13 protein-coding genes are annotated in these 13,977 nt (G+C 66.6%); 10 read left to right on the plus strand and 3 right to left on the minus strand.

Annotated features, from left to right (window positions below; genetic code table 11):
- Nucleotides 1-180: 180 nt before the first annotated feature.
- Nucleotides 181-3,069 (minus strand): ribonucleoside-diphosphate reductase subunit alpha, encoded by a 2,889-nt coding sequence (locus tag PKB_RS08650; RefSeq protein ID WP_043250831.1) that lies wholly within the window; start codon nucleotides 3,067-3,069, stop codon nucleotides 181-183.
- Between the two features lie 714 nt (nucleotides 3,070-3,783).
- On the opposite strand from PKB_RS08650, the gene PKB_RS08655 reads away from it, so the two are divergent.
- The 9 genes from PKB_RS08655 (at nucleotide 3,784) to modC (ending at nucleotide 10,520) form a co-directional block, all read left to right on the plus strand.
- Nucleotides 3,784-4,485 carry a response regulator gene (locus PKB_RS08655; RefSeq protein ID WP_043250833.1) on the plus strand — a complete coding sequence of 234 codons (702 nt, stop codon included), beginning with the start codon at nucleotides 3,784-3,786 and terminating at the stop codon, nucleotides 4,483-4,485.
- A 77-nt stretch (nucleotides 4,486-4,562) separates the two neighbouring features.
- Nucleotides 4,563-6,179 (plus strand): ATP-binding protein, encoded by a 1,617-nt coding sequence (locus PKB_RS08660; protein WP_043250835.1) that lies wholly within the window; start codon nucleotides 4,563-4,565, stop codon nucleotides 6,177-6,179.
- Nucleotides 6,180-6,259: 80 nt separating this feature from the next.
- Nucleotides 6,260-6,583, plus strand: a complete 324-nt coding sequence (locus tag PKB_RS08665; RefSeq protein WP_043250837.1) for an ArsR/SmtB family transcription factor — start codon at nucleotides 6,260-6,262, stop codon at nucleotides 6,581-6,583.
- Nucleotides 6,580-7,014, plus strand: coding sequence for a YeeE/YedE family protein (locus PKB_RS08670; protein WP_043250839.1), 435 nt, complete (start codon nucleotides 6,580-6,582; stop codon nucleotides 7,012-7,014). Before PKB_RS08665 ends, PKB_RS08670 begins: the two co-directional genes overlap by 4 nt.
- Nucleotides 7,015-7,016: 2 nt before the next feature.
- Entirely contained in the window at nucleotides 7,017-7,430 is a 414-nt protein-coding gene (locus PKB_RS08675; protein WP_043250841.1) for a DUF6691 family protein, read from the plus strand.
- Entirely contained in the window at nucleotides 7,430-7,792 is a 363-nt protein-coding gene (locus tag PKB_RS08680; protein WP_043250843.1) for a YidH family protein, read from the plus strand. The genes PKB_RS08675 and PKB_RS08680 overlap by 1 nt, the downstream gene beginning before the upstream one ends.
- Before the next feature lie 188 nt (nucleotides 7,793-7,980).
- Complete coding sequence (gene modA / locus PKB_RS08685) at nucleotides 7,981-8,736, plus strand: molybdate ABC transporter substrate-binding protein (protein ID WP_043250845.1); 756 nt, start codon at nucleotides 7,981-7,983, stop codon at nucleotides 8,734-8,736.
- A gap of 13 nt (nucleotides 8,737-8,749) precedes the next feature.
- Complete coding sequence (gene modB / locus PKB_RS08690) at nucleotides 8,750-9,430, plus strand: molybdate ABC transporter permease subunit (RefSeq protein WP_043250846.1); 681 nt, start codon at nucleotides 8,750-8,752, stop codon at nucleotides 9,428-9,430.
- Between the two features lies 1 nt (nucleotide 9,431).
- A complete protein-coding gene (gene modC, locus PKB_RS08695; RefSeq protein ID WP_043250848.1) occupies nucleotides 9,432-10,520 on the plus strand; it encodes a molybdenum ABC transporter ATP-binding protein in 1,089 nt (362 codons plus the stop codon).
- A 21-nt stretch (nucleotides 10,521-10,541) separates the two neighbouring features.
- Here the strand turns inward: modC and PKB_RS08700 are convergent, their stop codons facing one another.
- A complete protein-coding gene (locus tag PKB_RS08700; RefSeq protein ID WP_052355423.1) occupies nucleotides 10,542-11,291 on the minus strand; it encodes a 4'-phosphopantetheinyl transferase family protein in 750 nt (249 codons plus the stop codon).
- Nucleotides 11,292-11,598: 307 nt separating this feature from the next.
- On the minus strand, nucleotides 11,599-12,381 hold the full coding sequence (locus PKB_RS08705; RefSeq protein WP_043250850.1) for a dienelactone hydrolase family protein: 783 nt from the start codon (nucleotides 12,379-12,381) through the stop codon (nucleotides 11,599-11,601).
- A 115-nt stretch (nucleotides 12,382-12,496) separates the two neighbouring features.
- Here PKB_RS08705 and PKB_RS08710 point away from each other — a divergent pair, with 115 nt between their 5' ends.
- Nucleotides 12,497-13,696: a lytic murein transglycosylase gene (locus PKB_RS08710; protein WP_043250851.1), complete on the plus strand. Its 1,200-nt coding sequence runs from the start codon at nucleotides 12,497-12,499 to the stop codon at nucleotides 13,694-13,696.
- Nucleotides 13,697-13,977: the final 281 nt, after the last annotated feature.

Below are 13,977 nucleotides of genomic sequence, written 5' to 3' on the forward strand. Positions count from 1 at the left end.
TCCCTAGCCCTCTTCCGCAAGCGGGAGAGGGGGACTGCCTTTGCCATCTATCGGCGTGACGCTGAGCGAGTGACCGCTAGGCGCCCGGTTGGTCGGAGCCCCTGAGCGTACGACTGTACGTGATGGGGGCCGGCCAACCGGGCAACAACGCGGGCGCCGCTCAGCGCCGCGCTCGCACCCTTACTGGCAGGCTTCGCAGTCCGGGTTATCGATACTGCAGGCTTGCGGGACCGGTGCCGGTTTCGGCTCGGCCGGTGCGGCTTGCAGGCTCTCGTCGATCACCGAGGACACGGCGTTGAGCTTGCCGGTGTTGATGGTCGACTTCTCGGTGCTGGTCGCGGCCAGGGCACGGAGGTAGTAGGTGGTTTTCAGGCCACGGTACCAAGCCATGCGGTAGGTCACGTCGAGCTTCTTGCCCGAGGCGCCGGCGATGTAGAGGTTCAGCGACTGGGCCTGGTCGATCCACTTCTGGCGGCGGCTGGCGGCGTCGACGATCCACTTGGTCTCCACTTCGAAGGCGGTGGCGTACAGGTCTTTCAGGTCTTGCGGGATGCGCTCGATCTGCTGCACGGAGCCGTCGTAGTACTTCAGGTCGTTGACCATGACCGGGTCCCACAGGCCGCGGTTCTTCAGGTCGCGCACCAGGTAGGGGTTGATCACGGTGAACTCGCCGGAGAGGTTCGACTTCACGTAGAGGTTCTGGTAGGTCGGCTCGATGGACTGCGAGACGCCGGTGATGTTGGCGATGGTCGCGGTCGGCGCGATGGCCATGATGTTCGAGTTGCGGATGCCTTTCTTCACGCGCTCGCGCACCGGGGCCCAGTCCAGGCTCTCGCTCTGGTCGACTTCGATGTACTTGGCGCCACGGGCTTCGATCAGCAGCTTCTGCGAGTCGATCGGCAGGATGCCTTGCGACCACAGGGAGCCATTGAAGGTCTCGTAGGCACCGCGCTCGTCGGCCAGGTCGCACGACGCCTGGATGGCGAAGTAGCTGATGGCTTCCATGGACTTGTCGGCGAAGTCGATGGCGGCATCGGAGCCGTAGGCGATGTGCTGCAGGTACAGGGCGTCCTGGAAGCCCATGATGCCCAGGCCTACCGGGCGGTGTTTCAGGTTCGAGTTGCGAGCCTGGTCGACCGAGTAGTAGTTGATGTCGATGACGTTATCGAGCATGCGGACCGCGGTCTTCACGGTGCGGCCGAGCTTCTCGATGTCGAGCTTGCCGTCGACGATGTGGTTGACCAGGTTCACGGAGCCCAGGTTGCAGACCGCGATCTCGTCCTTGTTGGTGTTCAGGGTGATCTCGGTGCACAGGTTCGAGCTGTGGACCACGCCCACGTGCTGCTGCGGGCTGCGCAGGTTGCACGGGTCCTTGAAGGTCAGCCACGGGTGGCCGGTCTCGAAGAGCATGGAGAGCATCTTGCGCCACAGGTCTTTGGCCTGGACGACCTTGTGCAGCTTCAGCTTGCCGTACTGGGTCAGGGCTTCGTAGTACTCGTAGCGCTCTTCGAAGGCCTTGCCGTACAGGTCGTGCAGGTCGGGGACGTCGGACGGCGAGAAGAGGGTCCAGGTGCCGTCTTCGAACACGCGCTTCATGAACAGGTCAGGGATCCAGTTCGCGGTGTTCATGTCGTGGGTACGACGACGGTCGTCACCGGTGTTCTTGCGCAGCTCGAGGAATTCCTCGATGTCCAGGTGCCAGGTCTCCAGGTAGGCGCAGACGGCGCCCTTGCGCTTGCCGCCCTGGTTGACGGCGACGGCGGTGTCGTTCACCACTTTCAGGAACGGAACCACGCCCTGGGACTTGCCGTTGGTGCCCTTGATGTAGGAGCCCAGCGCGCGCACCGGGGTCCAGTCGTTGCCCAGGCCGCCGGCAAACTTGGACAGCATGGCGTTGTCGTGGATGGCGTTGTAGATGCCCGACAGGTCGTCCGGCACGGTGGTCAGGTAGCAGCTGGAGAGCTGCGGACGCAGGGTGCCGGCGTTGAACAGGGTCGGGGTCGACGACATGTAGTCGAAGGACGACAGCAGGTTGTAGAACTCGATGGCGCGTTCTTCTTTCTGCGGCTCTTCGATGGCCAGGCCCATGGCCACGCGCATGAAGAAGATCTGCGGCAGTTCGAAGCGCACGCCGTCCTTGTGGATGAAGTAGCGGTCGTACAGGGTCTGCAGGCCCAGGTAGGTGAACTGCTGGTCGCGCTCGTGGTTCAGCGCGGCGCCCAGTTTCGCCAGGTCGTAGGTCTTCAGCTTGCTGTCGATCAGCTCGAACTCGGAGCCTTTCTCGATGTACGCCGGCAGGGCCTTGGCGTAGATCTCGGCCATCTCGTGGTGAGTGGCGCTCTCGGCCACGCCGAGGAAGCCCAGGGCTTCGGCGCGCAGGGTGTCCATCAGCAGGCGGGCGGTGACGTAGGAGTAGTTCGGCTCACGCTCGACCAGGGTACGGGCGGTCATCACCAGGGCGGTGTTGACGTCCTTCTCGGCCACGCCGTCGTACAGGTTCTTCAGGGTCTCGCGCTCGATCAGCTCGCCATCGACCTCAGCCAGGCCTTCGCAGGCTTCGCGGATGATGGTCTGCAGGCGGCCCATGTCCAGCGGCTGGGTGCTGCCGTCGGCCTTGGTGATGCGGATGCTCGGGTGCGGCTGGGCGACGTCGCTGGCTACGGCGGCCTTGCTGCGCTCGTTGGCGCGGGCTTCGCGGTAGATCACGTAGTCGCGGGCGACTTTCTGCTCGCCGGCGCGCATCAGGGCCAGTTCGACCTGGTCCTGGATTTCTTCGATGTGGATGGTGCCACCGGAGGGCATGCGGCGCTTGAAGGTCGCGGTGACCTGTTCGGTCAGGCGCGCGACGGTTTCATGGATGCGCGACGAGGCGGCGGCGGTGCCGCCTTCCACGGCGAGGAACGCCTTGGTGATGGCTACGGTGATCTTGTCATCGGTGTAGGGAACTACGGTGCCGTTGCGCTTGATCACGCGCAGCTGGCCGGGCGCGGTGGCGGCCAGATCCTGGGCGGATTCGGCGGCCTGCGGCGCTGCGGCCTGCGGGTTCTCGCGAGTGGTGTCGATCTGCATGGGTGGTTATCTCCACATTCTCGTAATGGGTTTCTGTGCGGGCGCCGGGGCGCCTTCCCGAAAAACAACAAAAGAGCGTCGCGTCCGGCAGAACCGGCCACGTGAATCTTTGGACAGGGGATGGGGGACTCAGCGGCCTCCCTGGCCCTAGTCGGGTGTCCGCCCCTTATGGGCCGGAACCACAATACCTAGTGGTGTTGAACGAACGGTTGCAACACGCGTACCGCAGTGCCATCGACATCAATCGCTCCTTGCGGTCTGCGCCGCTTTGGACCTCAGTACGTCTGGATGCAGCTTTCGGGGAACCGGAGGAGCCATGGAAAAGGCTCGCGACTTCGTGCTTCTTCTTGTGTCCGGTTGTTGGCGGTCAACCCAAGATGTAGGGGTTATCCGCAACGGGGATACAAGATAATGCGCTGAGGGGGGCTTTGCAAGGTGAGGATCTGGGGAGAAGCTGTGGATAAAATGTGGGTGAAATGTGGGTGACTCGCGGGACTGCGCGGCAGGCCGCATGGCGCCGCTGTTTTGCCGTTCGTCATCTGTGACGAAGCGATTGCGGTGCCTGCGACGATGCGTTCAGGGCGTGAACCCTACCACAATATCTAGTGGTTATGGCCAGTGCCGGAACGCCCGTGCGGCCTGCCCGGCAATGTGGGTAGAATGCCGGCCTCTGCCAGGGCCTGCGCGGCCCGCTGTGCGTTGTTAGGAGGCGGTGTGGAACAAGAGGCGCGAATCCTGATCGTCGAGGACGACCAGCGCTTGGCCGAGCTGACCCAGGACTACCTGGAGAGCAACGGCCTGAAGGTCGGCGTGGAGTCCGATGGCGCGCGCGCGGTGGCGCGGGTGCTGGAGGAACGTCCGGACCTGGTGGTGCTCGACCTGATGCTGCCGGGCGAGGACGGCCTGTCGATCTGCAAGCGCCTGCGCCCGGACTACGACGGCCCGATCCTGATGCTGACCGCGCGTACCGACGACATGGACCAGGTCCAGGGCCTGGAGATGGGCGCGGACGACTACGTGTGCAAGCCGGTGCGTCCGCGCCTGCTGCTGGCGCGCATCCGTGCCCTGTTGCGGCGCAGCGACGGCGGCGAGGTTGCACCGTCGTCGGGCAAGCGCCTGACCTTCGGCAAGCTGGTGATCGACAACGCCATGCGCGAGGCCTGGCTCGACGAGGTGACCATCGAGCTGACCAGCGCCGAGTTCGACCTGCTCTGGCTGCTGGCGTCCAACGCCGGGCGCATCCTCTCCCGCGAGGAGATCTTCAACAACCTGCGCGGCATCGAATACGACGGCCAGGACCGCTCCATTGACGTACGCATCTCGCGCATCCGCCCGAAGATCGGCGACGACCCGATGCACCCGCGGCTGATCAAGACGGTGCGCAGCAAGGGCTACCTGTTCGTCGGCGAGTTGTAAGGCCCGGCCTTTTCGTCGTGGCCATCCCCGCGAAAGCGGGGACCCAATAAACAGAAAGCAACCCGGCAAGAGCGGCGATGAAATCCATCTTCCTGCGCATCTACGGCGGCATGCTCCTGACCCTGGTGGTGGTCGGCGCGCTCGGCTTGCTGACGTTGCGGGTGGTCAACGACGTGCGTGCGCAGGACTACCGCCAGGAGTTGGCGCGCGGCACCTTCCGCCTGATGTCCGACGAACTGGTGCCGATGGAGGAGGTCGACCGCAAGCGCGCCATCCTGCAGTGGAGCCGGCTGATGGGCATTCCCCTGAGCCTGCAGCACCTCGACAGCCTGGGCCTGGAAAGCCGCGCCCGTGCCCGCCTCATGAATGGCGAGGTACTGGTGGAGCAGAGCGCGCCGCACCTGTTCAAGGTCTATTCCCAGGTCAGCCTGCAGGAGAGCCTGGTGCTGGTGGGCGAGGTGGAGCAGGTCAGCGAGCAACTGGCGCGCGCCACCCTTTATATGGTGATGGACGAGCTGCGCCGCTACCCGGCGAGCGAACAGCCCTACCACCTGGCGCGCATCGTCCGCGACAAGCAGTTCGGCTACGACGTGCACCTCAAGCGGCTCAAGGAGGTCGACCTCGACGACGACCAGAGCCGCCGCGTGGAGGAGGGCGACACCGTGCTGGCGCTGGGCAAGAACGGCGATTCGCTGCGGGTGCTGGCCGGCATTGTCGGCACGCCCTGGGTGCTGGAACTCGGCCCCATCGAGCGCATGAACCCCTATCCGCCGCAGCTGCTGCTGTTGCTCGCGGCGCTCGGCCTAACGCTGATCGGCCTCACCCTCTACCTGTTGGTCAGCCGCCTGGAACAGCGCCTGCGCAGCCTCGAATCGGCCGCCGCGCGCCTGGCCCGCGGCAGCCTGGATGCCCGCGCGGAAGTCAGCGGCGCCGACTCGGTGGGGCGCCTGGCCGGTGCCTTCAACCACATGGCGGTGCAGATCCAGCGGCTGATCATGGTCCAGCGCGAGCTGGTGCGCGCGGTGTCCCACGAGCTGCGCACGCCGGTGGCGCGGCTGCGCTTCGGCCTGGAAATGATCGAGTCGGCGGAAACCGATACGGCGCGGCAGAAGTACATGGCCGGCATGGACGGCGACATCCAGGACCTCGATCAGCTGGTCGACGAGATGCTCACCTACGCGCGCCTGGAGCAGGGCTCGCCAGCGCTGAGCTACAAGGCCGTGGAACTGGGCGCGCTGATCGAGCAAGTGGTCACGGAGATCGCCCCCTTGCGCCGCGAGGTGCTGGTCACCTGCGAGGCCGGGCCGTTGGTGCCGTTCGACCAGGGCAGCTGGATCGAGGCCGAGCCGCGCTATCTGCACCGCGCCCTGCAGAACCTGCTGAGCAATGCCATCCGCTATGCCGAAGGGCGCGTGCGGGTGAGCTACCGGGTGAGCCTGGACCGCTGCCAGGTGGACGTCGAGGACGATGGCCCGGGCGTTCCCGAAGACCGTTGGGAGCGGCTGTTCACGCCGTTCTTCCGCGTCGACGACAGCCGTACGCGCGTCACCGGCGGGCACGGGTTGGGCCTTTCCATCGTGCGCCGGATCATTCACTGGCACGGCGGGCGCGCCTCGATCAGCCGTAGCGAAAGCCTGGGCGGCGCCTGCTTCACCTTGGCCTGGCCACGGCGCCAGGCATTGCTCAAGGAATAGGCCTGCGACGGGCGGTGGCTGGACAGTTTGCGACTTTATAGTATATAAATTTATATATTGTATTTTCGTAGACCGTTGCCATGTCGTCCACCGAATCCCCTGATCTGACCCGCATGCGCCAGTCCGCCGACGAAGCCGGACGCCTGCTCAAAGCCCTGGGCAATCCAGACCGCCTGTTGCTGTTGTGCCTGCTGTCGCAGGGCGAAAGCCATGTCGGCGGGCTGGAGGAGCGCCTGGGCATTGGCCAGCCGACGCTGTCGCAACAGTTGGGCGTGCTGCGCCGCGAAGGCCTGGTGGAAACCCGCAAGGATGGCAAGCAGGTCTACTACCGGATCAGCAGCCCGCAAGCGCTGGCGGTGATCCAGACCCTTTACCGGTTGTACTGCGCGGAGGATGGGCAATGAGCATCGACTGGACGGCTTTCACCCCCTGGAGCGCCTTGGCCGGCGGCGTGTTGATCGGCCTTTCCGCCGGCTTGTTCGCCGTGCTCAACGGCCGCATTGCCGGCATCAGCGGCTTGCTCGGCGGCGTGCTGGCGGGCAGCAGGGAAGGGCGCCTGGAGCGCCTGCTGTTCCTCCTCGGCCTGCTGGCCGCACCGGCGTTGTGGATGCTCTGGGGCAGGCTGCCCGAGCTGCATTACCAGAGCGGCTGGCCGACCCTGCTGGTGGCCGGCTTCCTGGTCGGCATCGGCAGCCGCTATGGCGCCGGCTGTACCAGTGGGCACGGCGTCTGCGGCCTCGCGCGGCTGTCGCCGCGTTCGCTGGTGGCCACGCTGTGCTTCATGGGCAGCGGCTTCGCTACCGTCTTCGTCCTGCGTCATCTGTTGGGAGTCTGAACATGGCTGCTGTGATCGCTCTTCTCTGCGGGCTGCTGTTCGGCATCGGCCTGCTGCTGGCCGGCATGGCCGACCCGACCAAGGTGCTGGGCTTCCTCGACCTGGCCGGCGCCTGGGACCCGTCCCTGGCGCTGGTGATGGTCGGCGCCATAGGCGCGGCCTTCCTGCCGTTCACCTGGGCACGCCGGCAAACGCGCAACCTGCTCGGTGGCGCCATGCAACTGCCGAAGGCGCGCGATCTGGATCGCCGGCTGATCGTCGGCAGCCTGGTGTTCGGCATGGGCTGGGGCGTCGCGGGGATCTGCCCGGGGCCGGCGCTGGTGGGATTGGGCGCCGGCTACTGGCAGGCGGGGTTGTTCGTCGCGGCCATGCTGGTGGGCATGGGCGTGTTCCAGAAGCTGCAGGGAGGCAAGTGATGTCAGGCCTCGACGACCCGCGCGTGTTATTCGCCGCCGAGCGCACGTTGCTGGCCTGGAACCGCACGGCGCTGGCTTTGATCGCCTTCGGTTTCGTCATCGAGCGCAGCGGCCTGTTGCTGCGCCTGCTGCACGGCGGGGCCGACACCGATGCGGTACGCCACTATTCGTTCTGGGTGGCGCTGGGCTTCATCCTGCTTGGCTGCTTCGCCGCTTGCAGCTCGGCGCTTCAATTCCGCCGGGTGGTGCGTGGATTGAAGCCGGTGGAGATTCCCGAGGGCTACCGGGTCAACGCCGGGCCCTGGCTCAACCTGCTGGTGGCCGTGCTGGGCCTGGTGCTGACGCTGTACCTGGCCTTCTGATGGATAAAGTTGACCTTCGGGTCAATGCATGCAAAATGCTCGCGGCGCGGCACCTTCCGTGCCCGCGCCGCATGCCTTCTCCCTGACTGACCCGCCCCATCGGACGCCGGAAACGGCCGCAGCGGCGAGGATGCGCCAAGCGGTATATCGTTTCTGATATAACGGATGTCCCACTCAGGAGCACCTCGATGAATCGCACCGCCGCACCTTTCACCCTGGCCCTTGCGGCTAGTCTGCTTGCCCAAGCCACACTCGCCGACGAGGTCCAGGTCGCCGTGGCGGCCAACTTCACCGCGCCCATCCAGGCCATCGCCAAGGACTTCGAGAAGGACACCGGACACAAGCTGGTGGCCTCCTTCGGCGCCACCGGGCAGTTCTACGCGCAGATCAAGAACGGCGCGCCCTTCGAGGTGCTCCTCGCCGCCGACGACGCGACTCCGGCCAAGCTCGAGCAGGAAAAGGCCACCGTCCCCGGTTCGCGCTTCACCTACGCCATCGGCAAGCTGGCGCTGTGGTCGGCGAAGGACGGTTATGTCGATGCCAAGGGCGATGTCCTGAAGAAGGGCGACTTCCAGCACCTGTCCATCGCCAATCCGAAGACTGCGCCCTACGGCCTGGCGGCCACCCAGGTGCTGGACAAGCTGGGCCTGAAGGACAAGCTGGCCGGCAAGCTCGTCGAGGGCCAGAACATCGGCCAGGCGTTCCAGTTCGTTTCCACCGGCAACGCCGAGCTGGGCTTCGTGGCGTTGTCGCAGGTCTACAAGGATGGCAAGGTGACCGCCGGTTCGGCCTGGATCGTCCCGGTCGACCTCTACGCACCGATCCGCCAGGACGCGGTGATCCTCGAAAAAGGCAAGGACAACGCGGCGGCCAAGGCCCTGGTCGAGTACCTGAAGGGGCCGAAGGCGGCGGCGGTGATCAAATCCTACGGCTACGAGCTGTAAGGCAAGGAAAGCGATGCCACTGACCGCGGCGGACCTCACGGCAATCCGGCTCACCCTCGAGCTGGCTTGCGTCAGCACCCTGATCCTGTTGCTGCTGGGCACCCCCGTCGCCTGGTGGCTGGCGCGCACCCGCTCGTGGCTCAAGGGCCCGATCGGGGCGCTGGTGGCGCTGCCGCTGGTGCTGCCGCCGACGGTTATCGGCTTCTACCTGCTGGTCACCCTGGGCCCCAACGGCCCCATCGGCCAGCTCACCGACGCGCTGGGTTGGCGGCGCCTGCCGTTCAGCTTCGCCGGGCTGGTGGTGGGCTCGGTGTTCTACTCGCTGCCCTTCGTGGTGCAGCCGCTGCAGAACGCTTTCGAGGCCATCGGCAAGCGTCCGCTGGAGGCCGCCGCGACCTTGCGCGCGAGCCCGCTGGACGCTTTCTTCAGCGTGGTCCTGCCGCTCGCGCGGCCGGGTTTCGTCACCGCCGCCATCCTTGGTTTTGCGCACACCGTCGGCGAGTTCGGCGTGGTGCTGATGATCGGCGGCAACATCCCCGGCCAGACCCGCGTGGTCTCGGTGCAGATCTTCGATCACGTCGAAGCCCTGGAGTACGCCCAGGCGCACTGGCTGGCCGGCGGCATGGTGGTGTTCTCCTTCTTCGTGCTGCTGGCGTTGTATTCCACGCGGCGCACGCGCGCGGCCTGGAGCTGAGATGAGCGCTGCCATCGAAGCGAAGTTCCGCCTCGACTACCGGGACTTTTCCCTGGATGTCGACCTTGAACTGCCGGGGCGTGGAGTGACTGCGCTGTTCGGCCATTCCGGCTCCGGCAAGACCACCTGCCTGCGTTGTTTCGCCGGCCTGGAGCGGCCGAGTCGCGCACGACTGCAAGTGAACGGCGAGACCTGGCAGGACAGCGAGCGCGGCCTGTTCCTGCCGCCGCACAAGCGCGCCATCGGCTATGTGTTCCAGGATGCCAACCTGTTCGAGCACCTGAGCGTGCGGCGTAACCTGGCGTACGGCATGAAGCGCGTGCCCACTCGTGAGCATCGCGTGGCGTTGGATCAAGCCTGCGAGCTGCTCGGCATCGGCCACTTGCTGGAGCGCATGCCAAGGCACCTGTCCGGCGGCGAGCGGCAGCGGGTCGGTATCGCCCGTGCGCTGCTGACCAGTCCGAGGCTGTTGCTGATGGACGAGCCGCTGGCTTCCCTTGATGTGAAGCGCAAGACCGAGATCCTGCCGTACCTCGAACGCCTGCACGACGAACTGGATATCCCGATCCTCTACGTCAGCCACTCGCCGGATGAAGTGGCGCGCCTGGCCGATCACCTTGTGCTGCTCGAAGGCGGCCGAGTGCTGGCCAGTGGTGCTGTAGGGGAAACCCTGGCGCGCACCGATCTGCCGACTTCGATGCTGGAGGATGCCGGCGTGGTGATCGATGGCCGCGTGCTTGGCCACGACAGCGCCTATGGCCTGCTCGACCTTGGCCTGCCCGGTGGCAACGAACGCATTCGCCTGGCCCATGCGGCGCTGCCCGAAGGCAAGGCGCTGCGCATCAAGGTGCAGGCCCGCGACGTCAGCCTGAGCCTGGATCGCCCCGAACACAGCAGCATCCTCAATCGTCTGCCGGCGTCGGTGGTGGAGATGGTCGCCACCGACAATCCGGCGCACCTGCTGGTGCGTCTGGAGGTGTCGGGCAATCCGCTGCTGGCGCGCATCACGCGCTATTCCGCCGACCAGCTCGGCCTGCGCGAAGGGCAGGGGCTGTGGGCGCAGATCAAGTCGGTGGCGGTGCTGGCCTGAGGCGAGGTCTCGCGACGTGGTTCATTGGGTCCCCGCGTTCGCGGGGATGACGCAGGAGGCGGGGATGGCCACGAGGCTGAGCAGGCGCTCGTCGAGGGTGGCGAACTGCGCGTCCAGTTCGCTTCCGCTGCACCATTGCTCGGAGAGGTCGCAGAGCAGGCGCAGGCGCGCTTGTCCCTGGTCGTTCCATTCCAGCAGTTCGGCGTGCTCGAAGTAGAAGCGCTTGCCCACTATCGGGTAGAGCGCCTTGAACAGGCTTTCCTTGAGCGAGAAGGTCAGGGTCACGGTGAACCCCAAAAGCGCCGGGTCCAGGCGTTCGCGCTCGGCGGGTGTGAGCAGTTCTTCCTGCAGTCGTGCAGCGCGTGCGTCGTCGAGCAGGCTTTCGACGTCGAGTCCCAAGCCTTGCCATTGGCTGCGCAGGGCGACCACCGCCGCGGCCCAGCCATCGCCATGGGTGATGGAGCCGCAGAGCCCGGCGGGCCAGATCGGCGAGCGGTCCGCCGCGAGGCCCGGCGCCACGGCCATGGTCTGCAATTGGCCGATGCTGGCGCGGGCGCAGAGGCGTCCGGCGAGGAATTCGGCGCGGCGCTTGGCCACCGCGCGGCCGATGTTGGCCGGCAGGTCCACGCCGTGGCGGACGAAGGCGTCGGCGTCGAGGCGCGCAGGTTGGAACTGGCTGCTGTGCAGGACGGCGCCCGGCACGGCCTGGGGCAGCGGCCAGTGCGCCTGGGGCGGGGTGAGGAAGTCGGCGGATTCGGACATGGCGCGAATTCTGCCGTTCGACGGGCGATCTGGCCAGAGGCTAGTAGTTGGTTTGTGACCGTACAGTCGCGTCCAGCCGGTCACAAACCCTTTACATTCGATTGCAAAGGTTAACGCAAGCGCTACGGATCGCCGGGCGCGGAATTGCCACACTGCGCCCCGCGTTCCTTAGGGAACGCAGGTGAGGTTGTTGTCGGAGCCGCGAGCTCCGGCTTTTTCACTGATCGTGTGCGGGAGTTCGTTTTTGCGGACTTCCGTTTTTTTTGGCCCGCGTTTTTGCATCGCCCGGCCCGCTCGGGGCCGGGCGCTTCGGGGACTAGCCGAAGACCTGCTTGAGGAACGCCTGCAGGTCGGCCCAGGACTTCTGGTCGGCGGTCTTGTCGTAGCCGACGTCCAGGCCATGGCCCTTGTGCTTGTCGGCGTCCGGGTTGGTGAAGCTGTGCTTGGCGCCTGGCTGCACGACGAACTTGTAGTCGGCGCCGGCCTGGTCCATTTCCTTCTTGAACGCCGCCACGCTGTCGGCCGGCACCAGGGTGTCGCCACCGCCGTGCTCCACCAGGATCTTCGCCTTCACCGCCCCGGCTTGCGCCGGCGTAGCGGTTGCCAGCACGCCGTGGAAGCTGGCCACGCCGAGCAGCGGCAGGCCCTGGCGCGCCATGTCGAGCACCACCTTTCCACCGAAGCAGTAGCCGATGGCGGCGATCTTGTTCGGGTCGGTCTGCGGCTGCTGCTTGAGCAGGTCGAGCCCGGCCTGGAAGCGCGCCTTGGCGGCGTCGGCGTTCTTCAGCGCTTCCTGCATGAAGGCGGTGGCCTCGTTGGGGTGCTCGGTGTGCTTGCCTTCGCCGTACATGTCGATGGCCATGGCGCTGTAGCCCAAGGCGGCGAGGTCGCGGGCGCGGCGCTTGGCGTAGTCGTTCAGCCCCCACCACTCGTGCACCACGATGATTCCCGGACGCGCGCCTTTGATGGCGTCGTCATAGGCGAAGTAGCCGATCATCTTGGTGCCGTCGGTGGCCTGGTAGGGGATCTCCTGGGTCTTGATCGCGGCTTGGGCACTCAGGCCCAGGGTCAGCAACAGCAAGGTGGCGAGCAGGCGCATGGCGCGTCCTCCCTGTGTGTGGAACTGAACAAGATAGTCGCTGCGGCGCGGCTCGCCCGGCGGGGCGCCTTCGGCTACCCTTGCCGCCCCGTGTCGCTGCTTCGAGGAAGGCCCCATGCGCTCCGTTCGTTTCCTGTCGCCCCTGCTGCTCTGCGCCGGCCTTTCGCAAGCCCCGGCGAGCCTGGCCGATGAGTTCGGCAGTTGCCTGGCGAGGCTGCAGCCGCAGGCCGCCGCCAAGGGCGTGGATGCCGCCAGTTACCGGCGCTACACCCAGGGCCTGCAGGCCGATCTGAGCGTGCTGCCGCTGCTCGATGCCCAGCCGGAGTTCGTCACGCCGCTGTGGGACTACCTGGCCGGACTGGTCGACGACCAGCGCGTGGCCGACGGCAAGGCGATGCTCGCCCAGCACGGCGAACTGCTCGACCGCGTCGCGCGGCAGTACCAGGTGGACAAGTACGCGGTGGTCGCGGTCTGGGGCGTGGAGAGCGATTTCGGCCGCATCGCCGGCAAGCGCCCGCTGCTGACTTCGCTGGGCACGCTGTCCTGCTACGGGCGGCGCCAGGCGTTCTTCCAGGGCGAGTTCTTCGCCACCCTCAAGCTGCTGCAGCAGGGCGACCTGCGCGACGCCGGCATCACCGGCTCCTGGGCCGGCGCCTTCGGCCAGACGCAGTTCATGCCCAGCACCTATGCGCGCATCGCGGTGGACTTCGACGGCGACGGCCATCGCGACCTGGTCGGCAGCGTGCCCGACGCCCTGGCGTCCACCGCCAACTACCTGAGCAAGGCCGGCTGGGTGCCGGGGCAGCCGTGGGGCTTCGAGGTGAAGCTGCCAGCGAGCTTCGCCGAATCCCAGGCCGGACGCACCAAGCGCCGCAGCGTGGCGGACTGGAAAGCCATGGGCGTGCAGCGCGCCGACGGCGGCCCGCTGCCATCGGGCGACACCCGCGCGGCCATCCTGATCCCGACCGGCAAGGCCGGCCCGGCCTTCCTGGTGCTGCGCAACTACGACGCCATCTATTCGTACAACGCCGCCGAGAGCTACGCGCTGGCGATCTCCCTGCTGTCTGACCGCCTGCGTGGCGGCCCCGGCCTGCGCACGCCCTGGCCGACCGATGACCCCGGCCTGAGCCGCGCCCAGCGCAAGGAGCTGCAGAAGCTGCTGCTCGCCCGCGGCTACGCCATCGGCGAACCCGACGGCATGATCGGCGACAACACCCGCCGCGCCATCCAGGCCGAGCAGCAGCGCCTGGGCCTGCAACCGGCCGACGGTCGCGCCGGGCAGAAGATCTTCAACGCGATGCAAGCCGCGCACTGAGCTTGCTCTTCGTAGGAGCGAGCTCCTCGCGAACGGCGTTCCCTGGCGACGCAGGTGGCTGGGACTGACGCAGATCTCTCTGCGGCATGCGCGGGATGGCTGGGTAGGGCAATTGCAGGCGCCTGGGGCAGCGAGGAGCGTTGATCGCGGGCCGGGCTCGTCTACGAGGCTGGCTTCCCGCGTTCGCGGGAATGACGATTGGTTGGGGACAGCCCCGCTCGAACTCCCAACTCCACTCCCGTCATTCCCATCATTTGCGTCATCCCCGCGTTCGCGGGGAC

Source organism: Pseudomonas knackmussii B13 (assembly GCF_000689415.1).
In the GTDB taxonomy this organism is placed as follows: Bacteria; Pseudomonadota; Gammaproteobacteria; order Pseudomonadales; family Pseudomonadaceae; genus Pseudomonas; species Pseudomonas knackmussii.